This window comes from Methylobacterium sp. 77 (assembly GCF_000372825.1).
In the GTDB taxonomy this organism is placed as follows: Bacteria; Pseudomonadota; Alphaproteobacteria; order Rhizobiales; family Beijerinckiaceae; genus Methylobacterium.
Genome location: NZ_KB910516.1, coordinates 1,756,266 through 1,776,317 on the forward strand (window position 1 = coordinate 1,756,266; position 20,052 = coordinate 1,776,317).

17 protein-coding genes are annotated in these 20,052 nt (G+C 63.6%); all 17 read right to left on the minus strand.

Annotation, left to right across the window (positions count from 1 at the left end; all coding sequences use genetic code 11):
• Window positions 1–14: 14 nt before the first annotated feature.
• Window positions 15–428: a 50S ribosomal protein L16 gene (rplP, locus tag A3OK_RS0108330; RefSeq protein WP_018044222.1), complete on the minus strand. Its 414-nt coding sequence runs from the start codon at window positions 426–428 to the stop codon at window positions 15–17.
• A gap of 49 nt (window positions 429–477) precedes the next feature.
• Window positions 478–1,218: a 30S ribosomal protein S3 gene (gene rpsC, locus A3OK_RS0108335; RefSeq protein WP_018044223.1), complete on the minus strand. Its 741-nt coding sequence runs from the start codon at window positions 1,216–1,218 to the stop codon at window positions 478–480.
• A gap of 10 nt (window positions 1,219–1,228) precedes the next feature.
• Window positions 1,229–1,615, minus strand: coding sequence for a 50S ribosomal protein L22 (gene rplV, locus A3OK_RS0108340; protein ID WP_018044224.1), 387 nt, complete (start codon window positions 1,613–1,615; stop codon window positions 1,229–1,231).
• A gap of 1 nt (window position 1,616) precedes the next feature.
• Window positions 1,617–1,895, minus strand: a complete 279-nt coding sequence (gene rpsS, locus A3OK_RS0108345; protein WP_018044225.1) for a 30S ribosomal protein S19 — start codon at window positions 1,893–1,895, stop codon at window positions 1,617–1,619.
• A 5-nt stretch (window positions 1,896–1,900) separates the two neighbouring features.
• Window positions 1,901–2,737 (minus strand): 50S ribosomal protein L2, encoded by an 837-nt coding sequence (gene rplB / locus A3OK_RS0108350; protein ID WP_019904483.1) that lies wholly within the window; start codon window positions 2,735–2,737, stop codon window positions 1,901–1,903.
• A 25-nt stretch (window positions 2,738–2,762) separates the two neighbouring features.
• Complete coding sequence (locus tag A3OK_RS0108355) at window positions 2,763–3,059, minus strand: 50S ribosomal protein L23 (protein WP_018044227.1); 297 nt, start codon at window positions 3,057–3,059, stop codon at window positions 2,763–2,765.
• Complete coding sequence (gene rplD / locus A3OK_RS0108360; RefSeq protein WP_019904484.1) at window positions 3,056–3,676, minus strand: 50S ribosomal protein L4; 621 nt, start codon at window positions 3,674–3,676, stop codon at window positions 3,056–3,058. Before rplD ends, A3OK_RS0108355 begins: the two co-directional genes overlap by 4 nt.
• Window positions 3,676–4,419 carry a 50S ribosomal protein L3 gene (rplC, locus tag A3OK_RS0108365; protein ID WP_018044229.1) on the minus strand — a complete coding sequence of 248 codons (744 nt, stop codon included), beginning with the start codon at window positions 4,417–4,419 and terminating at the stop codon, window positions 3,676–3,678. Before rplC ends, rplD begins: the two co-directional genes overlap by 1 nt.
• A gap of 51 nt (window positions 4,420–4,470) precedes the next feature.
• Complete coding sequence (rpsJ, locus tag A3OK_RS0108370; protein ID WP_018044230.1) at window positions 4,471–4,779, minus strand: 30S ribosomal protein S10; 309 nt, start codon at window positions 4,777–4,779, stop codon at window positions 4,471–4,473.
• 85 nt (window positions 4,780–4,864) lie between these two features.
• The gene (tuf, locus tag A3OK_RS0108375) at window positions 4,865–6,055 is read right to left on the minus strand and encodes an elongation factor Tu (RefSeq protein WP_019904485.1); all 1,191 of its coding nucleotides are present in this window, start codon (window positions 6,053–6,055) and stop codon (window positions 4,865–4,867) included.
• 64 nt (window positions 6,056–6,119) lie between these two features.
• Window positions 6,120–8,195 (minus strand): elongation factor G, encoded by a 2,076-nt coding sequence (gene fusA / locus A3OK_RS0108380; RefSeq protein ID WP_019904486.1) that lies wholly within the window; start codon window positions 8,193–8,195, stop codon window positions 6,120–6,122.
• Window positions 8,196–8,225: 30 nt separating this feature from the next.
• On the minus strand, window positions 8,226–8,696 hold the full coding sequence (rpsG, locus tag A3OK_RS0108385; RefSeq protein WP_019904487.1) for a 30S ribosomal protein S7: 471 nt from the start codon (window positions 8,694–8,696) through the stop codon (window positions 8,226–8,228).
• Window positions 8,697–8,815: 119 nt separating this feature from the next.
• Window positions 8,816–9,187, minus strand: a complete 372-nt coding sequence (gene rpsL / locus A3OK_RS0108390) for a 30S ribosomal protein S12 (protein WP_018044234.1) — start codon at window positions 9,185–9,187, stop codon at window positions 8,816–8,818.
• A gap of 620 nt (window positions 9,188–9,807) precedes the next feature.
• Window positions 9,808–14,016 (minus strand): DNA-directed RNA polymerase subunit beta', encoded by a 4,209-nt coding sequence (gene rpoC, locus A3OK_RS0108395; protein WP_019904488.1) that lies wholly within the window; start codon window positions 14,014–14,016, stop codon window positions 9,808–9,810.
• Window positions 14,017–14,192: 176 nt separating this feature from the next.
• Window positions 14,193–18,317 carry a DNA-directed RNA polymerase subunit beta gene (gene rpoB / locus A3OK_RS0108400; protein WP_019904489.1) on the minus strand — a complete coding sequence of 1,375 codons (4,125 nt, stop codon included), beginning with the start codon at window positions 18,315–18,317 and terminating at the stop codon, window positions 14,193–14,195.
• Window positions 18,318–18,564: 247 nt separating this feature from the next.
• Window positions 18,565–18,936, minus strand: a complete 372-nt coding sequence (gene rplL / locus A3OK_RS0108405; RefSeq protein ID WP_019904490.1) for a 50S ribosomal protein L7/L12 — start codon at window positions 18,934–18,936, stop codon at window positions 18,565–18,567.
• Window positions 18,937–18,993: 57 nt separating this feature from the next.
• Entirely contained in the window at window positions 18,994–19,524 is a 531-nt protein-coding gene (rplJ, locus tag A3OK_RS0108410) for a 50S ribosomal protein L10 (RefSeq protein WP_019904491.1), read from the minus strand.
• Window positions 19,525–20,052: the final 528 nt, after the last annotated feature.

Sequence of the window (20,052 nt, forward strand, 5' to 3'; positions counted from 1 at the left end):
GATCCCCTCCTCCCTTAGTCAGCGATACGCTGAACGACGCGCGTGCGGATCGGGAGCTTCGCCGCACCGAGGCGCAGAGCCTCCTTGGCGATGTCCTCGGCGACACCGTCGACTTCGAACATGATACGTCCGGGATGCACGCGTGCCGCCCAGAACTCGGGTGCGCCCTTGCCGGAGCCCATGCGGACCTCGGTGGGCTTTGCCGTGACCGGAACGTCCGGGAAGATCCGGATCCAGACACGGCCTTGGCGCTTCATCTCACGGGTGATCGCACGGCGAGCCGCCTCGATCTGCCGCGCGGTGACGCGCTCGGGCTCGATGGCCTTCAGGCCAAAGGTCCCGAAATTGAGGTCGAAGCCGCCCTTGGCCGCACCGTGGATGCGACCCTTGAACTGCTTACGGAACCTGGTCTTCTTGGGTTGCAACATGGCAGCCTCTCAACACCTTCTCTGGCTAACGGGTGTGCGCGATCACGCCTTAAGCGTGCTCACGCCGGCCGCGCTCGCGGCCACCCTCGCCATCGCGCTCGCGACGTCCGCCCGAACGGCCGCCTTCTTCCTGAGCGCGCTTGTCCTGCGCCATCGGGTCGTGCTCGAGGATTTCGCCCTTGAACACCCACACCTTGATTCCGCACGTCCCGTAGGTCGTGAAGGCTGTCGCCACGCCGTAATCGACATCCGCACGCAGGGTGTGCAGCGGAACGCGGCCCTCGCGGTACCATTCCTGGCGCGCGATCTCGGCGCCGCCGAGACGGCCGGAGCAGTTGATCCGGATGCCTTCGGCACCGAGACGCATCGCGGACTGCACGGCACGCTTCATGGCGCGACGGAAGGCAACGCGGCGCTCGAGCTGCTGGGCGATCGAATCGGCCACCAGCGTCGCATCGATCTCGGGCTTGCGCACCTCGACGATGTTGATGGTCACGTCGGCCTTGGTAAGGGTGCCGACGAGCTTGCGCAGCTTCTCGATATCCGCGCCCTTCTTACCGATCACCACGCCCGGACGGCCCGAGTGGATGGTGACGCGGCACTTACGGTGCGGACGCTCGATGACGATCTTCGAGACGGCGGCCTGCTTCAGCTGCTTCATGAGGGCGGCGCGGATGGCGACGTCCTCGTGCATCAGCTTGGCGTATTCACCCTTCTGGGCGAACCAGCGGGAGTCCCAGGTCCGGTTGATACCGAGCCGCAGACCGATCGGATTGACTTTCTGGCCCATCAGGTCCTCCTCACGCCGCTTCGGCGGTCGGGACTTCGCGCACCACGATGGTGAGGTTCGCGAAGGGCTTCAGGATGCGGGCGCCGCGACCACGCGCACGGGCGTGGAAACGCTTGAGCACGAGCGCTTTGCCGACGAAGGCCTCGGAGACGACGAGATCGTCGACATCCAGGTCATGGTTGTTCTCGGCATTGGCGATGGCGCTCTCGAGGCACTTCTTGACCTCGCGGGCAATCCGCTTGCGGGAGAATTCCAAATCGGCCAGGGCCGACTCGACCTTCTTACCGCGGATGAGTTGCGCAACGAGATTGAGCTTCTGAGGGCTGACGCGCAGCATGCGCGCGACGGCCTTCGCTTCGTTCTCGGGGAGCGCGCGGGGGGTGGCTTGCTTGCCCATCTCAGCGCCTCTTCGCCTTCTTGTCGGCTGCGTGGCCGTGGAAGGTGCGGGTCGGCGAGAACTCGCCGAACTTATGACCGACCATTTCCTCGGACACGTAGACCGGGATGTGCTTCTGTCCGTTGTGCACACCGAAGGTGAGCCCGACGAACTGCGGCAGGATCGTGGAGCGACGGCTCCAGATCTTGATAACTTCGTTGCGGCTGGATCCGCGAGCGGTCTCAGCCTTCTTGAGGAGGTAGCCGTCGATGAACGGCCCCTTCCAGAGCGAGCGTGCCATGAGGGTTACTTCTTGCGGTTGTGACGGCTGGCGAGGATGAAGACGTCGGTCCGCTTGTTGGAGCGGGTCTTCTTCCCCTTGGTGGGCACGCCCCAGGGCGTGACCGGATTCCGGCCGCCCGAGGTACGACCCTCACCGCCGCCGTGCGGGTGATCGACCGGGTTCATGGCAACGCCGCGGACGTGCGGACGCTTACCGAGCCAGCGATTGCGGCCGGCCTTGCCGAGCGAGATGTTCATGTGGTCCGGGTTCGACACCGCACCGACGCTGGCGAAACACTGACCGTGAACCAGGCGCTGCTCGCCCGAGTTCAGACGCAACGTCACGTAGCCCTGGTCGCGCCCGACGATCTGAGCGTAATTGCCGGCCGAACGAGCGATTGCGCCGCCCTTGCCGATCTTCAGCTCGATGTTGTGCACGATGGTGCCGACCGGCATGTTGCCGACGGGGCCAGCATTGCCCGGCTTGATATCGACCTGCTCGGCCGCGATCACCTTGTCACCGGGCGACAGGCGCTGGGGAGCCAGGATGTAGCTCTGCACGCCGTCCGGGTAAGTGATCAGGGCGATGAATGCCGTGCGGTTGGGATCGTATTCGATCCGCTCCACCGTGGCAGCGACACCCAGCTGAACGCGACGCTTGAAATCGACGTTGCGCAGGGTGCGCTTGTGTCCACCGCCGCGGAAGCGAACGGTGATGCGACCGAGGTTGTTGCGGCCGCCGGACGACGACTTGCCCTCGGTGAGCTTCTTGACCGGCTTGCCCTTGTAGAGCTCACGGCGGTCGACGAGCACGAGCTGGCGAAGGCTCGGCGTGACCGGTTTGAATGTCTTCAAGGCCATCGGCTTGATCCTAACGCTTTTCGTGTCAGAGCCCGGTCGTGACGTCGATCGTCTCACCCTCGGCGAGGGTCACGATCGCTTTTTTCACGTCCGAACGCTGTCCGCGAAGCCCGCGGAAAATCTTCTTCTTGCCCTTGGTGACGAGCGTATTCACGCCCGTGACCTTGACGTCGAACAGCTTCTCCACCGCTTCCTTGATCTGCGGCTTGGTTGCCTTCGGGGAGACCCGGAAGACGACCTTGTTCTGCTCGGTGAGGTTCGTCGCCTTTTCGGTGATGACCGGAGAGACGATGATATCGTAGTGGCGCGGATCGGCACTCATTTGAATCGCGCCTCCAGCGCATCGAACGCTGCGCGCGTCAGCACGAGCTTGTCGCGACGCAGGATGTCGTAGACGTTGATGCCCTGAACCGGAAGGACATCGATCTGCGGGATGTTGCGGGCGGCGCGACCGAAGTTCACGTCGACCTCGGCGCCGCTGATGATCAGCGCGCTGGACAGACCCATTTTCTCGAAACGCTCGACCAGGTTCTTGGTCTTGCCGTCGGCGAGCTTGACGTCGTCGATGATGATGAGCGTCTCGGCCTTCACCTTGGCGGACAGGGCGTGACGGAGCGCCAGAGCACGGACCTTCTTCGGCAGGTCGTGTGCATGGCTGCGAACGACCGGGCCGAACGCACGTCCACCGCCGCGGAACTGCGGAGCGGAAGCAGCGCCGTGGCGAGCGTTGCCGGTGCCCTTCTGCTTATACAGCTTCTTGCGCGTCCGATTGACGTCCGAACGGTTCTTGACCGCATGGGTGCCGGCCTGACGCTTGGCGAGCTGCCAGCGCACCATGCGCTGGAGCAGATCGGCGCGGGGCTCGAGACCGAAAATGGTCTCGTCCAAGTCGACCGATCCGGCGCCGTCGCCGTCGAGAGTGGTGATATCGAGCTTCATCACGCATTCTCCTCGGAAGCGGGAGCCTCGGGAGCCGGAGCTTCGGTGGCGGGAGCAGCGGAAGAACCGTTCTCACGGAACTTGCCGGGCTGCGGCACGTCGGCGGGAAGCTTGCGCTTGACCGCGTCGCGGATCTGGATCCAGCCGCCGGCGACGCCGGGGACGGCGCCTTCGACCAGGATGAGGCCACGCTCAGGATCCGTGCGCACGACGCGCAGGTTCTGGGTCGTGACCCGGTCGACACCCATGTGACCGGGCATCTTCTTGTTCTTGAAGGTCTTGCCCGGGTCCTGACGGCCACCGGTCGAACCGATCGAACGGTGCGAGATGGACACGCCGTGGGTTGCGCGCAGACCGCCGAAGTTCCAGCGCTTCATGCCACCGGCGAAGCCCTTACCCGTGGTGGTGCCCGTCACGTCGACGAACTGGCCAGGGATGAAGTGATCGGCGGTGATTTCGGCGCCGACCGGGATCAGCGCGTCCTCGGACACACGGAACTCGGCAAGCTTCTGCTTGGGCTCGACCTTGGCGACTGCGAACCGGCCGCGCTCGGCAGCCGACACGTTCTTCACCTTGGCCTTGCCGACGCCGACCTGAAGGGCGACGTAACCGTTTTTCTCGACGGTACGGTGGGCAACCACCTGGCATTGATCGATTTTAAGCACTGTCACGGGGACATGTTCGCCTGCATCCGTAAAGATGCGGGTCATGCCGACCTTCTGTGCAATGACGCCTGAGCGCATAGGTGTCTCCCCTCGCGCGATTCTACGGTAAGCTCTAAATCCCCGCGGGACTTAGAGCTTGATCTCCACGTCCACGCCGGCGGCGAGGTCGAGCTTCATCAGCGCGTCCACGGTCTGGGGCGTCGGATCGACGATATCGAGGACGCGCTTGTGGGTGCGCATCTCGAACTGCTCGCGCGACTTCTTGTCGATGTGCGGCGAGCGGTTGACAGTGAACTTCTCGATGTGCGTCGGCAGCGGGATCGGACCACGAATGGTCGCACCAGTGCGCTTGGCCGTCGACACGATCTCGCGGGTCGAAGCATCGAGAATACGATGATCGAACGCCTTGAGGCGAATGCGGATATTCTGACCGTTCATGACCTGAAACCTTAGCGGGACTTAAGAAGGGGCGGGCGCGAGGACCCGCCCCTCTATCGATCCCAGCAGACTGAGCGTTCCGAACTTAATCGTTGATGGCTGCGACGACGCCTGCGCCGACGGTACGACCGCCTTCGCGGATGGCGAAGCGGAGCTTCTCTTCCATGGCGACGGGGACGATGAGGGTGACGTCCATGGTGACGCTGTCACCGGGCATCACCATCTCAGTGCCCTCGGGGAGTTCGCAGACGCCGGTGACGTCGGTGGTGCGGAAGTAGAACTGGGGCCGGTAGTTGGTGAAGAACGGGGTGTGGCGGCCGCCCTCCTCCTTGGTGAGGATGTAGGCCTCGGCCTTGAACTTGGTGTGGGGCTTGACCGAACCGGGCTTGCACACGACCTGGCCGCGCTCGACATCCTCGCGCTTGGTGCCGCGCAGGAGCACGCCGACATTGTCGCCGGCCTGGCCCTGGTCGAGGAGCTTGCGGAACATCTCGACGCCCGTGACCGTGGTGGTCTGGGTGTCGCGGATGCCGACGATCTCCACGGTCTCGCCGACCTTGACGATGCCGCGCTCGACGCGACCGGTCACCACGGTGCCGCGGCCCGAGATCGAGAACACGTCCTCGATCGGCATCAGGAACGGCTTGTCGATCGGACGCTCGGGCTGCGGGATGTAGGCATCCACGGTGGCCATCAGGGCGACGACGGCGTCGTGGCCGACGGCCTTGTCGCCGTTGTCGAGAGCGACCTTGGCCGAACCCTTGGTGATCGGGATGTCGTCGCCGGGGAAGTCGTACTTGGAGAGGAGCTCGCGCACCTCCATCTCGACGAGCTCGAGGAGCTCCTCGTCGTCGACGAGATCGACCTTGTTGAGGAACACCACCAGCGCCGGCACGCCGACCTGACGGGCGAGCAGGATGTGCTCGCGGGTCTGCGGCATCGGGCCGTCGGCGGCCGAGACCACCAGGATCGCGCCGTCCATCTGGGCGGCACCGGTGATCATGTTCTTCACGTAATCGGCGTGGCCCGGGCAATCGACGTGGGCGTAGTGGCGGTTGGCCGTCTCGTACTCGACGTGGGCCGTCGAGATCGTGATGCCGCGGGCCTTCTCTTCCGGAGCCTTGTCGATCTGGTCGTAGGCCGTGAACGTCGCGCCGCCCGTCTCGGCCAGCACCTTCGTGATCGCCGCCGTCAGCGACGTCTTGCCATGGTCGACGTGACCGATCGTGCCGATGTTGCAGTGCGGCTTCGTGCGGGCGAATTTCTCTTTGGCCATCGTAGCCTCCGTAATCTAGCGTGTTTCAGGTGATGCTGCTGCGGTCCGGAAAAGGCGGGAAGCCTTAAGCGTACTTCGCGACGACCTTCTCGGCCTCGCCGCGCGGCACCTCTTCGTAATGGTCGAATTGCATCGTGAAGTTCGCGCGGCCCTGGGAGAAGGAGCGCAGCTGGTTCACGTAGCCGAACATGTTGGCGAGCGGCACCATCGCATTGATGACGTTCGCATTGCCGCGCATGTCCTGGCCCTGGATCTGGCCACGGCGGGAATTCAGATCGCCGATGACCGAACCGGTATATTCCTCCGGCGAGACGACCTCGACCTTCATCACCGGCTCGAGCAGAACCGATCCACCCTTCTGAAGGGCTTCGCGGAGTGCGGCGCGCGACGCGATTTCGAAGGCGAGAGCCGACGAGTCGACATCGTGGTAGGCACCGTCGATCAGCTCGACCTTGATGTCGACGACCGGGAAGCCCGCCAGGATACCGGCGCCGAGGACCGAGTTGAGACCCTTTTCGACGCCCGGGATGTACTCCTTGGGCACCGTACCGCCGATGATCTTCGAGGAGAACTCGAAGCCCTTGCCCGGCTCGTTGGGCTCGACCACGAACTTCACCCGAGCGAACTGACCAGTACCGCCGGTCTGCTTCTTGTGGGTGTAGTCGATCTCGGTGCGCTTCGTGAGCTTCTCACGATACGCGACCTGCGGCTGACCGATATTCGCGTCCACCATGTAGGTGCGGCGCAGGATGTCGACCTTGATGTCGAGATGGAGCTCGCCCATCCCGCGAAGGATGGTCTGGCCCGATTCCTGATCGGTAGAAACGCGGAACGACGGATCTTCCGCGGCGAGCTTGGCGAGGGCGATGCCGAGCTTCTCCTGATCGGCCTTCGACTTCGGCTCGACGGCGATCTCGATGACGGGCTCGGGGAACTCCATCTTCTCGAGGATCACGGCCTTCTGCGGATCGCAGAGCGTGTCACCGGTACGGGTGTCCTTGAGGCCAGCCAGAGCGACGATGTCACCCGTGAAGGCTTCCTTGACGTCCTCGCGGTTGTTCGCGTGCATCAGAAGCATGCGACCGACACGCTCCTTCTTATCGCGCGACGAGTTGATGACGTTGGCACCCGACTCGACCTTGCCCGAGTAGACGCGGCAGAAGGTGATCGTTCCGACGTGCGGATCGTCCATGATCTTGAAGGCGAGCATGGAGAAGGGATCGCTGTCGGACGGATGCCGAACGGTCTCTTCCTCGGTCTTGAAATCGATGCCCTTGATCTCACCGCGATCGGCGGGGGACGGCAGGTAATCGACGACGGCGTCGAGCAAAGGCTGGACGCCCTTGTTCTTGAAGGCCGAACCGCAGAGCACCGGGTGAAAGGCGCGGCGCTGGACGGCGGTGCGGACGAGACGATGCATCGTCTCGGCATCCGGCTCGACACCGTCGAGATAGGCGGCCATCGCATCGTCATCCATCTCGACGCAGGCTTCGACGAGCTTGATGCGGTATTCCGCAGCCTGATCGGCGAGGTCGTCGGGAATGTCGGTTTCCGAGAAATCGGCACCGAGCTTCTCGGACGTCCAGACGATGGCCTTCATCTTGATAAGGTCGATGACGCCCTTGAAGCTCGTCTCCGCGCCGATCGGCAGCTGGAGACAAACGGGCTTACCGGCGACCCGGTCGATGATATCGGCGACACATTTGAAGAAGTCGGCGCCGATCTTGTCCATCTTGTTGACGAACACGACGCGCGGCACGTCGTACTTGTCGGCCTGACGCCAGACGGTCTCGGTCTGCGGCTCTACGCCCTGGTTGCCGTCGAGGACGCACACGGCGCCGTCGAGCACGCGCAGGGAGCGCTCCACTTCGATCGTGAAGTCGACGTGACCGGGGGTGTCGATGATGTTCAGGCGCTTGTCGCGCCAGAAGCAGGTGGTGGCAGCGGAGGTGATCGTGATCCCACGCTCCTGCTCCTGCGTCATCCAATCCATCGTCGCGGCGCCGTCATGGACTTCGCCGATCTTATGGGACTTGCCGGTGTAGTAGAGAATCCGCTCGGTGGTCGTGGTCTTGCCGGCATCAATGTGAGCCATGATGCCGAAATTACGGTAGTCCTCGATCGCATGCGTGCGTGGCATCGGATTGCTCCTGAAGGGGTCCGGGGCCGCTTACCAGCGGTAGTGCGAGAAGGCGCGGTTGGCTTCCGCCATCCGGTGGGTGTCTTCCCGCTTCTTGACCGCGTTGCCACGGTTGTTGGCGGCGTCGAGGAGTTCGGCCGAGAGGCGCTCGATCATCGTCCGGTCGTTGCGTCCGCGAGCAGCCTGGATCAGCCAACGGATTGCCAAGGCCTGGCGGCGCTCGGTGCGGACTTCGACGGGGACCTGGTAGGTCGCGCCGCCGACGCGGCGGGAGCGGACTTCAATCGCGGGAGCGACGTTCTCGAGGGCCGCGCGGAACACCTCGATCGGGTTCGCACGAGCACGGTTCTCGACGATGTCGAACGCGCCATAGACGATGCCTTCGGCGATGGACTTCTTGCCCTCGTACATGATCGAATTCATGAACTTGGTCAGGACGATGTCGCCGTACTTGGCGTCCGGGATGATCTCACGCTTTTCGGCAGAATGGCGGCGGGACATCGCGCGCTCCGTATTAGGTCGTAACTTCTTGAAACCACCCCACGCAGGCCGCCTTGAACCTCTCTGAGACCGGCGACATCCTTATGGGGTGAGCGAATATCTTAGCTCTTGCGAAGTTCTTACTTCGGACGCTTGGCGCCGTACTTCGAACGACGCTGCTTACGGCCCTTGACGCCCTGCGTGTCGAGCACGCCGCGCAGGATGTGGTAACGCACGCCCGGAAGATCCTTCACACGACCGCCGCGGATCATCACCACGGAGTGTTCCTGAAGGTTGTGGCCTTCGCCCGGGATGTACCCGATGACTTCGAATCCGTTGGTGAGACGGACCTTGGCAACCTTACGAAGCGCCGAGTTCGGCTTCTTCGGGGTCGTCGTATAGACGCGGGTGCAAACGCCGCGCTTCTGCGGGCAGGCGTCGAGCGCCGGCACCTTGTTGCGGCTCTTCTGCGCCTTACGCGGCTGCGCGATCAGCTGATTGATCGTCGGCATACTCTGCCCTCTTCATCCGGACCGCCGAGATGCGATCCCATGTTCGGCTTCACGAAACAGCCCGTCTCCGGGCTGCCGCGGATCTTCGTAAGAAGATCCGCAAAACGAATATGCGCCATGAGTCGGTGAGGACCCGTGGCGCGCGTTCGGCAGAGGATCACGCCCTTCGGCGCGCTCGTACCTACTGATCTGACAAGAATGTCAGTCGATGTGAGTACCGGAGCTGGCGTGACGAGTACCGTTGGACCCGTAGGTCCGACTCGCTGTGCCGTGCTGTTGTGCCGGAGTGGCGTGCTTCTATGCGCGGACCCGCCGAAGGTCAATCCTCGCAGACGAGAAACTTGTCCCGGATCGGCGGTTAACGCCTGATTAGTGAGGTGAATCGGCGACAGACCGACTTGGTATCGCCGTGCCTTGAGCAAACCAGACGTCTCAGAGCATCGGTAAGGCGGCGATAGGCGGTTTTGTCCAGTCTGCCGAACGGGTTTGCCGAGATAGAAACCGATCCATCGCGACGGGTTGGATTGCCGATTCGTGAGTTGCTTCTAGGGATGTAGGCACGAAAAAAGGGCGGCCCTTTCAGGCCGCCCCCTCTCGTCTCGATCTGGCCTGCCGATCGATTACTCGGCGGCTGGTGGCAGCTCGCTCAGCGGCTGTGCTCCGCTTTCAGCCGCTTTCTGCTGAAGGATCATGGCATCGCGACGCCGCGCAACGGCGCGGATGTCGGCAGCCATGGAGCCCGTACCGGCCGGGATGAGGGACCCGACGATGACGTTCTCCTTGAGACCCTCCAGGTGATCGACCTTGCCGTTGACGGCAGCCTCGGTGAGCACGCGGGTGGTCTCCTGGAACGAGGCCGCCGAGATGAACGACTTCGTCTGCAGCGATGCTTTGGTGATTCCGAGGAGCACCGGCACACCGACGACAGGCTTCTTGTTCTCGGCAAGCAGCTTCTCGTTGATGTCGGCGAGTTCCGTCCGGTCGATCTGGTCCCCCGTCAGGATTTCCGAATCGCCGCCGTCGGTGATCTCCACCTTCTGCAGCATCTGACGGACGATCACCTCGATGTGCTTGTCGTTGATGGACACGCCTTGGAGCCGGTAGACCTCCTGGATTTCGTTGACGAGGTAAGCGGCCAGCTCCTCCACGCCCTTGATCGCCAGGATGTCGTGCGGCGCAGGGTTGCCGTCGACGATGTAGTCGCCGAGCTCCACCACATCCCCGTCCTGGAGATGGATGTGCTTGCCCTTCGGGATCAGATACTCGACCGCATCCGAACCATCATGCGGGGTCAGCGTCAGGCGACGCTTGTTCTTGTAGTCGCGCCCGAACTGGATCGTGCCCGACTTCTCCGCGATGATCGCCGCGTCCTTCGGACGACGCGCTTCGAACAGCTCCGCCACACGCGGCAGACCGCCGGTGATGTCGCGGGTCTTGGCCGAGTCGGTCGAGACGCGGGCGAGGATGTCGCCGGCCTTCACCGTACCGCCCGGGTCGTAGCCGATGATGGCGTCGACCGGGAGGAAGTAGCGTGCATCCGAGCCGCGCGGCAGCTTCATCGGCTTGCCGTCCTGGTCGAGCACCAGCATGGCCGGCTTGAGGTCGGCGGTACGCGCCGTACCACGCCAGTCGATGACGACGCGCTTGGCGATGCCGGTCGACTCGTCGGTGGTCTCGGTGATCGACTGGCCGTCGATCAGGTCCTCGTAGGCGACGATACCGTCGGTCTCCGTGATGATCGGACGGGTGTAGGGGTCCCACTCGGCGATGCGCTGGCCGCGCTTCACCTTGTCGCCCTCGTCCACCCGCAGACGCGCGCCGTATTGCAGGCGGTGGACCGCACGCTCGGCACCATCGGTCCCCACGATCACCACAGCCACGTTACGGCCTGTGGCGATGAGGTCACCGTCGGTGTTGCGGGCGAGCGCCCGGTTGCGGATCTTGATCGTGCCTTCGAAGCTCGATTCGATGAAGGACGAGTCCGCGATCTGAGCCGCACCACCGATGTGGAAGGTGCGCATGGTGAGCTGGGTGCCCGGCTCGCCGATCGACTGCGCCGCGATGACGCCGACGGCCTCGCCCATGTTGACGGGCGTGCCGCGGGCAAGATCGCGCCCGTAGCAGGTGGCGCAGACGCCGCTCTTGGTGGCGCAGACGAGCACCGAGCGGATCTTCACCTCCTGGATACCGGCCGCCTGGATGGCGGGCAGGTGCTTCTCCTCGATCGTCTCGTTGGTCTTGACGATGACGGTGCCGTCCTGAGCCACGAGGTCTTCGGCCGTGGCGCGGCCGAGGATCCGGATCGAAAGCGGCGCGACGACCTGGCCGGCATCGACGATGGCGCGCATCTTGATGCCGTTGGTCGTGCCGCAATCGACTTCGCGAATGACCGCGTCCTGCGCGACGTCGACGAGACGACGGGTCAGGTAGCCGGAATTCGCCGTCTTCAACGCGGTGTCCGCGAGACCCTTACGGGCACCGTGAGTCGAGTTGAAGTACTCGAGAACGTCCAGGCCTTCCTTGAAGTTCGAGATGATCGGGGTCTCGATGATCTCGCCCGAAGGCTTGGCCATGAGTCCACGCATAGCAGCGAGCTGCTTCATCTGCGCCGGCGAACCACGGGCACCGGAATGGCTCATCATGTAGATCGAGTTGATCTGCTTGTCGGCGCCGTTCTCGTCCTTCTGCACGGTGGAGATGCGCAGCATCATCTCGGCGGCGAGCTTGTCCGAGCACTTGGCCCAGGCGTCGACGACCTTGTTGTACTTCTCGCCCTGGGTGATCAGGCCGTCATTGTACTGCTGCTCGTAGTCTTTCACCAGCGCACGGGTGTCGTCGACGATCGGCCACTTGTTGTCCGGCACGACCATGTCGTCCTTGCCGAACGAGATGCCGGCCTTGAACGCGTGGTTGAAGCCGAGCGCCATGATCCGGTCACAGAAGATCACCGACTCCTTCTGACCGCAGTGGCGGTAGACGGTGTCGATCATCGCGGAGATCTCCTTCTTCGTCATCAGCTTGTTGACGACGTCGTAGGGGACCTTCTTGTGAAGCGGCAGCGCGGTGGAGAGGATCACGCGGCCGGGCGTCGTGTCGTAGGTCTGGGTGAGCGGCTCGCCATCCGGGCCGATGCCGTTCCAGCGCCAGCGGATCTTCGAGTGCAGCTTGACGGTCTTGGCCGCCAGAGCATGCTCGAGCTCGCCGATGGTGCCGAACACGCCCTGCATCGGGTTGAGCTTGTTGGTCGGATCGAAGGCACCGATGGCGCCCTCGGCCACGATCGACAGATAGTAGAGACCGAGCACGATATCCTGCGACGGCACGATGATCGGCTGGCCGTTGGCGGGGTGCAGGATGTTGTTGGTCGACATCATCAGCACGCGCGCTTCGAGCTGGGCTTCCAGCGAGAGCGGGACGTGGACGGCCATCTGGTCGCCGTCGAAATCGGCGTTGAAGGCCGCGCAGACGAGCGGGTGAAGCTGGATCGCCTTACCCTCGATCAGCTTGGGCTCGAACGCCTGGATGCCCAGGCGGTGAAGCGTCGGCGCGCGGTTGAGCATGACCGGGTGCTCGCGGATCACCTCGTCGAGGATGTCCCAGACCTCCGGCTTCTCCTTTTCCACGAGCTTCTTGGCCTGCTTGACGGTGGCCGAGAATCCCTTGGCGTCGAGACGCGCGTAGATAAACGGCTTGAACAGCTCCAAAGCCATCTTCTTCGGCAGGCCGCACTGGTGCAGCTTGAGCTCCGGACCCACCACGATGACCGAGCGGCCGGAATAGTCGACGCGCTTGCCGAGCAGGTTCTGGCGGAAGCGGCCCTGCTTGCCCTTCAGCATGTCGGCCAGCGACTTCAGCGGGCGCTTGTTGGCGCCCGTGATGACGCGACCACGACGGCCGTTGTCGAACAGCGCGTCGACCGCCTCCTGAAGCATGCGCTTCTCGTTGCGGATGATGATGTCGGGCGCGCGCAGCTCGATCAGCCGCTTGAGGCGGTTGTTGCGGTTGATGACGCGACGGTAGAGGTCGTTTAGATCCGACGTGGCGAAACGGCCGCCGTCCAGAGGGACGAGCGGGCGCAGGTCCGGCGGGATCACCGGGACCACGGTAAGGATCATCCATTCGGGCTTGTTGCCCGACATCTGGAAGGCCTCGATGATCTTCAGGCGCTTGAGAAGCTTCTTCGGCTTCAGCTCGGAGGTCGTGGTAGCGATCTCTTCACGCAGGGAGTTCGCGATCCCGTCGAGATCGAGCTCCTGCAGAATGCGGCGGATGGCTTCTGCGCCGATCATCGCCGTGAACGAATCCTCGCCGTACTCCTCCTGAGCGCGCAGGTACTCTTCCTCAGAGAGGAGCTGACGCTCCTTGAGGGGGGTGAGACCCGGCTCGATGACGCAGTAGGATTCGAAATAGAGGATGCGCTCGAGGTCCTTGAGCGCCATGTCGAGCAGCAGACCGATGCGGCTCGGGAGCGACTTCAGGAACCAGATGTGCGCGACCGGTGCGGCGAGCTCGATATGGCCCATGCGGTCGCGCCGGACGCGCGCCAGGGTAACCTCGACGCCGCACTTCTCGCAGATGACGCCCTTGTACTTCATGCGCTTGTACTTGCCGCACAAGCACTCGTAGTCCTTGATCGGTCCGAAGATACGCGCGCAGAACAGGCCGTCACGCTCGGGCTTGAACGTGCGATAGTTGATCGTCTCGGGCTTCTTGATCTCGCCGAAGGACCACGAGAGGATCTTTTCGGGTGAGGAGATCGAGATTTTGATCTGGTCGAAGCTCTGAGGCTGAGCCTGCTGGTTGAAAAGATTCATGACCTCTTGGTTCATGATCTGCTCCTGAGCTGACGGGCTGCACCCTCCGCCGAGGGGCCGACCACGTGCTGAAATCGATTAGGCGCTGCGACCGGCCGGGTCGCCGCTGGCCTTCGTCCGTCGAGAGGCGCTTCCCCTCCCCGCTCGAACCGCGCCGGCCAATGGGCCGGCGCGGGAGCGTGCCGCTATGTTTACTCGGCCGCTTCTGCGGGCGGATCGAGCTGGTCGTTCGCAAGCTTCTTCGAGGAGGTTAGCTCCACGTTGAGGCCGAGCGAACGCATTTCCTTCACGAGCACGTTGAAGCTCTCCGGGATACCGGCCTCGAAGGTGTCGTCGCCGCGGACGATGGCCTCGTAGACCTTGGTGCGGCCGGCGACATCGTCCGACTTCACCGTGAGCATCTCCTGCAGCGTGTAGGCCGCACCGTAGGCTTCGAGTGCCCAGACTTCCATCTCGCCGAAGCGCTGACCGCCGAACTGCGCCTTTCCGCCCAGCGGCTGCTGGGTGACGAGCGAGTACGGGCCGATCGACCGCGCGTGGATCTTGTCGTCCACGAGGTGGTGGAGCTTGAGCATGTAGATGTAGCCCATCGTCACCTTGCGGTCGAAAGGCTCGCCCGTGCGCCCGTCATAGAGCGTCGACTGCGCCGAGCGGTCGAGCCCGGCCATCTCCAGCATGGTCTCGATGTCGGCTTCCTTGGCGCCGTTGAACACCGGGGTCGCCATCGGCACGCCGCGGCGTACGTTGTTGGCGGCTTCCGCCATCTCCTCGTCCGAGAGGCCTTCCAGCTCCGACGGCGAGTAGATCGCCTCCATCTCCGCCTTGAGGGGGGCGATGTCGTTGCTGCGCAGATACGCGTCCACCGCGAGCCCGACCTTGCGGCCGAGGCCGGCCGCCGCCCAGCCCAGATGGGTCTCGAGGATCTGCCCGACGTTCATACGCGAGGGCACGCCGAGCGGGTTGAGCACGATGTCGGCATGCGTCCCGTCTTCCAGGAACGGCATGTCCTCGATCGGCACGATCCGCGACACGACACCCTTGTTGCCGTGACGGCCGGCCATCTTGTCGCCCGGCTGGATCTTGCGCTTCACCGCGACGAAGACCTTGACCATCTTCATCACGCCCGGAGGCAACTCGTCGCCGCGCTGCAGCTTCTCGACCTTGTCGAGGAAGCGCTGCTCGAGGCGCTTCTTCGACTCGTCGTACTGCTTCTGCATCGCTTCCATCTCGGTCATGAGACGGTCGTCGACGACGGCGAACTGCCACCATTGCGAGCGCGGGTACTCGTTCAGGAGCTCACGGTTGAGCGTGGTCTCCTTCTTGAAGCCCTTCGGACCGGCGATCGGCGACTGACCGATCAGGACGCCGGCGAGGCGGGCATAGGTGTTGCGGTCGAGGATCGCCTGCTCGTCGTCGCGATCCTTGGCGAGACGCTCAATCTCTTCGCGCTCGATCGCCTGAGCGCGCTCGTCCTTGTCGACGCCGTGGCGGTTGAACACCCGGACCTCGACGATTGTACCCGTCACGCCCGGGGGAACCCGAAGCGAGGTGTCGCGCACGTCGGACGCCTTCTCACCGAAGATGGCGCGCAGGAGCTTCTCTTCCGGCGTCATCGGGCTTTCGCCCTTCGGAGTGATCTTGCCGCACAGGATGTCGCCGGCATGCACCTCGGCGCCGATATAGACGATGCCGGCCTCGTCGAGGTTCTTCAGCGCCTCTTCCGAGACGTTGGGGATGTCGCGGGTGATTTCCTCGGGACCGAGCTTGGTGTCTCGGGCCATCACCTCGAATTCCTCGATATGGATCGAGGTGAACACGTCATCCTTCACGATCCGCTCGGAGAGCAGGATCGAATCCTCGAAGTTGTAGCCGTTCCACGGCATGAACGCGACGAGCACGTTCCGGCCGAGCGCCAGCTCACCGAACTCCGTCGAGGGACCGTCGGCGATGATCTCGCCCTTCTTCACGGTCTCGCCGACGCGAACCAACGGCTTCTGCGTGATGCAGGTCGACTGGTTGGAGCGCTGGAACTTCTGCAGGCGGTAGATGTCGACGCCGGGCTTGTTGGCGTCGGCCTCTTCCGTGGCGCGGATGACGATACGGGTCGCGTCCACCTGATCGACGATGCCGGTCCGGCGGGCCGCGATGGCGGCACCCGAATCGCGGGCGACTACGGCTTCCATGCCGGTGCCGACGAACGGCGCATCGGCACGAACCAGCGGCACCGCCTGGCGCTGCATGTTCGATCCCATCAGCGCGCGGTTCGCGTCGTCGTTCTCGAGGAACGGGATCAGCGCGGCGGCCACCGAAACGAGCTGCTTCGGCGACACGTCCATGAGGTCGACGCGGTCCGGAGGCACCACGATGACGTCACCGGCGCGACGGCAGACCACCAGATCTTCGATGAGCTTGAAGCTCTCGTCCATCTGAGCGTTGGCCTGGGCGACGTAGTACTTCGCCTCCTCCATCGCGGAGAGGTAGGAGACTTCCTTCGTCACCACGCCGTCCTTCACACGACGGAACGGGGTCTCGATGAAGCCATACTTGTTCACCCGAGCGAAGGTCGCCAGGGAGTTGATGAGACCGATATTCGGGCCTTCCGGCGTCTCGATCGGGCAGATACGGCCATAGTGGGTCGGGTGCACGTCGCGCACTTCGAAGCCGGCGCGCTCGCGGGTCAGACCGCCGGGGCCAAGCGCCGAAAGGCGACGCTTATGCGTCACTTCCGAAAGCGGATTGGTCTGATCCATGAACTGCGACAGCTGCGACGAGCCGAAGAACTCGCGCACGGCGGCTGCCGCGGGCTTCGCGTTGATGAGATCCTGCGGCATCACGGTGTCGATGTCGACGGAGGACATACGCTCCTTGATGGCGCGCTCCATGCGCAGCAGACCCAGGCGGTACTGGTTCTCCATCAGTTCGCCGACGGAACGGACACGGCGGTTGCCGAGGTGATCGATGTCGTCGATCTCGCCCTTGCCATCGCGCAGGTCGACCAACGCCTTGACCACGGCGAGCATGTCCTCGCGGCGCAGCGTACGGACGGTGTCCTCGGCGTCGAGATCGAGGCGCATGTTCATCTTCACGCGGCCGACGGCCGAGAGATCGTAGCGCTCGGAATCGAAGAACAGCGAGTGGAACATCGCTTCCGCCGTGTCGAGCGTCGGCGGCTCACCGGGACGCATGACGCGGTAGATGTCGAACAGCGCGCCCTCACGGGACGAGTTCTTGTCCACGGCGAGCGTGTTGCGGATGTAGGGACCGACGTTGACGTGGTCGATGTCGAGAACGGGAAGCTCGGACACACCGACTTCCTCCAGGCTCTTGAGGAGCTTGTCGGAAATCTCGTCGCCGGCCTCGGCCCAGATCTCACCGGTCTTCGGGTTGACCAGATCTTCGGCGATGTACTGGCCGATCAGGTCTTCGTCCGTTGCCTTCAGGAATTGGACGCCGCGCTCGGCGATCTGGCGGGCGTTACGCGCGTTGAGCTTCTTTCCGGCTTCGAGCACGACCTCGCCGGAATCGGCGTCGACCAGATCGACGGAGGCCTTGAAGCCCTTCAGACGGTCGGCATCGAACGGCACGCGCCACTCGGCGCCGTCACGGTCGTAGATGACGCGGTTGTAGAAGGTCGAGAGGATCTCCTCGCCGTCGAGTCCGAGTGCGAACAGCAACGAGGTCGCCGGCAGCTTGCGCTTACGGTCGATACGGACATGCACGATGTCCTTGGCGTCGAACTCGACGTCGAGCCACGAGCCGCGATACGGGATGATGCGAGCGGCGAAGAGCAGCTTACCCGAGGAGTGGGTCTTGCCCTTGTCGTGATCGAAGAACACGCCGGGGGAGCGGTGCATCTGGCTGACGATGACGCGCTCTGTGCCATTGACGATGAAGGTGCCGTTCTCCGTCATCAGGGGCATGTCGCCCATGTAGACGTCCTGCTCCTTGATGTCCTTGACCGACTTCGCACCGGTATCCGGGTCCACATCGAACACGATGAGACGCAGCGTCACCTTGAGGGGAGCCGCGAAGGTGATGCCGCGTTGACGGCACTCGTCGACGTCGTATTTCGGCTGCTCGAACGTGTACTTCACGAATTCGAGCAGGGCGGTGGCCGAGAAGTCGGAGATCGGGAAGACCGACTTGAACACGGTCTGCAGGCCTTCGTCGCCCCGTCCGCCTTCCGGCTCGTCCATCATCAAGAACTGGTCGTAGGACGCCTTCTGAACCTCGATGAGGTTCGGCATCTCGGCGACTTCCTTGATCTTGCCGAAAAATTTGCGAATGCGCTTGCGACCGACCAGCGTGTTGGCCATGGGTGACCTCGCTCCTACGTCCCGCGTACCGGGTGCCCGGGGAAGGCTTTATGCCTCCCGCGACCAGGCGATGAACTTGTCCCGCCGGACCAAGCCCACCCGAAATGAATGCCGCCGGCCCGTTCCAGGACCGCTCGGTCGCTTGAAGCGACCTTAGCCCACGGGTCGGAGACCCGCGGGCATCGGTGCCGGCCGGCCCATGAAGGACCAGCCGGAAGTGACGGGCCGGATTCGGCCCATCGGCAGCTTACTTAAGCTCGACCTTGGCGCCGGCCTTCTCGAGCTGGGCCTTGAGCTTCTCGCCCTCTTCCTTGTTGACGGACTCCTTGACAGCCTTCGGAGCGCCTTCGACGAGGTCCTTGGCTTCCTTGAGGCCGAGGCCGGTGATCGCGCGGACCTCCTTGATGACCTCAATCTTCTTGTCGCCAGCGGCGGTGAGGAGAACCGTGAACTCGGTCTGCTCTTCGACGACGGCGGCCGGGCCAGCGGCCGGGCCGGCGACGGCGACGGCAGCGGCGGCCGAGACGCCCCACTTCTCTTCGAGCAGCTTGGCGAGGTCGGCGGCTTCGAGAACGGTCAGCGAGGACAGGTCGTCGACGAGCTTGGCAAGATCAGCCATGGTGTTGTTCCTTTAGAAATCGGTTTGAACGGATGGTTTGAGAAGAGCGAAGCAGCCTCAAGCCGCTTCGCTCTGAGCCTCGTCCTTGGTGGCATAGGCCCCGAACACGCGAGCCAGCTTGGCAGCCGGAGCGTTGACGACCTGGGCGATCTTGGTCGCGGGAGCCTGGATGAGGCCCACGATCTTGGCGCGCAGTTCGTCGAGGGACGGAAGCGACGCAAGCGCCTTCACACCGTCCGGGTTCAGGGCAGTCGTTCCCATGGCGCCGCCGAGAATAACGAGCTTGTCGTTTGTCTTGGCGAAGTCCACCGCAACCTTCGCAGCCGCGACCGGATCGCTCGAATAGGCGAGCAGGGTCGGGCCCTTCAGGAGGGGCTTGATGGAGGCGACGTCCGTGCCATCGAGAGCGATGTTGGCGATGCGGTTCTTGGTGACCTTCACGGTGGCACCGGCCAGCTTCATCTGCGCGCGCAGCTTCTGCATCTCGGCGACCGTGAGGCCTTTGTAGTGGGCCACGACGACGACGGACGTGTTCGCGAACACGCCGTTGAGCGTCGAGACGAGATCAGCTTTTGCTGTCCTGTCCACTGGGGCTCTCTCCGGTTGGCGGGGCCCTCTCAGGGGAGGGTCCGCCGGTTGCACATGCCGCCCGGAACGGAACTCGGCTCAATGAGAAGCCGGAACGTCCTGGACGACGCTTCACGGCCCTGTCCCCTGACATCCTCCGGAACGGTGGACGGCACGGGCGAGATGGTTCAAACCGATACCTCCCTGCCGCGCGAATCGCGTGGTCGAAAGGGTCTTGAATTCGGTCTTCCCCGTCTGTGCAGGCTGGGGAATTAAGCCGGTCACCCGGCGCCTGCAGTCTCGGACAGGACATGGCCGGACGAGGCTCAGAGGGGCTTTTCGCCTCTCGAAGCCTTCCGGCCATTATCGTCTGGTCGCCCAGACGAATTCGCATGTCGGATATCGACCGATCGGTCGAATCCTTTCAAAGTGTGAAAAACGTTGAGCGGGGTCTATAGGCCCTAGCAAACGTCCTGCCAAGTGCCTCCGGCGGATAATTCGGTCGCAGGCAGTCGATTTGGGTTGACGTGATTTCCTGTGGTTCCGGAG

What these genes read in the sequence shown, in the direction of transcription:
- rplP (WP_018044222.1), bottom strand. Translation starts at nt 428, where the DNA reads ATGTTGCAACCCAAGAAGACCAGGTTCCGTAAGCAGTTCAAGGGTCGC.
- rpsC (WP_018044223.1), bottom strand. Translation starts at nt 1,218, where the DNA reads ATGGGCCAGAAAGTCAATCCGATCGGTCTGCGGCTCGGTATCAACCGG.
- rplV (WP_018044224.1), bottom strand. Translation starts at nt 1,615, where the DNA reads ATGGGCAAGCAAGCCACCCCCCGCGCGCTCCCCGAGAACGAAGCGAAG.
- rpsS (WP_018044225.1), bottom strand. Translation starts at nt 1,895, where the DNA reads ATGGCACGCTCGCTCTGGAAGGGGCCGTTCATCGACGGCTACCTCCTC.
- rplB (WP_019904483.1), bottom strand. Translation starts at nt 2,737, where the DNA reads ATGGCCTTGAAGACATTCAAACCGGTCACGCCGAGCCTTCGCCAGCTC.
- A3OK_RS0108355 (WP_018044227.1), bottom strand. Translation starts at nt 3,059, where the DNA reads ATGAGTGCCGATCCGCGCCACTACGATATCATCGTCTCTCCGGTCATC.
- rplD (WP_019904484.1), bottom strand. Translation starts at nt 3,676, where the DNA reads ATGAAGCTCGATATCACCACTCTCGACGGCGACGGCGCCGGATCGGTC.
- rplC (WP_018044229.1), bottom strand. Translation starts at nt 4,419, where the DNA reads ATGCGCTCAGGCGTCATTGCACAGAAGGTCGGCATGACCCGCATCTTT.
- rpsJ (WP_018044230.1), bottom strand. Translation starts at nt 4,779, where the DNA reads ATGAACGGTCAGAATATCCGCATTCGCCTCAAGGCGTTCGATCATCGT.
- tuf (WP_019904485.1), bottom strand. Translation starts at nt 6,055, where the DNA reads ATGGCCAAAGAGAAATTCGCCCGCACGAAGCCGCACTGCAACATCGGC.
- fusA (WP_019904486.1), bottom strand. Translation starts at nt 8,195, where the DNA reads ATGCCACGCACGCATGCGATCGAGGACTACCGTAATTTCGGCATCATG.
- rpsG (WP_019904487.1), bottom strand. Translation starts at nt 8,696, where the DNA reads ATGTCCCGCCGCCATTCTGCCGAAAAGCGTGAGATCATCCCGGACGCC.
- rpsL (WP_018044234.1), bottom strand. Translation starts at nt 9,187, where the DNA reads ATGCCGACGATCAATCAGCTGATCGCGCAGCCGCGTAAGGCGCAGAAG.
- rpoC (WP_019904488.1), bottom strand. Translation starts at nt 14,016, where the DNA reads ATGAACCAAGAGGTCATGAATCTTTTCAACCAGCAGGCTCAGCCTCAG.
- rpoB (WP_019904489.1), bottom strand. Translation starts at nt 18,317, where the DNA reads ATGGCCAACACGCTGGTCGGTCGCAAGCGCATTCGCAAATTTTTCGGC.
- rplL (WP_019904490.1), bottom strand. Translation starts at nt 18,936, where the DNA reads ATGGCTGATCTTGCCAAGCTCGTCGACGACCTGTCCTCGCTGACCGTT.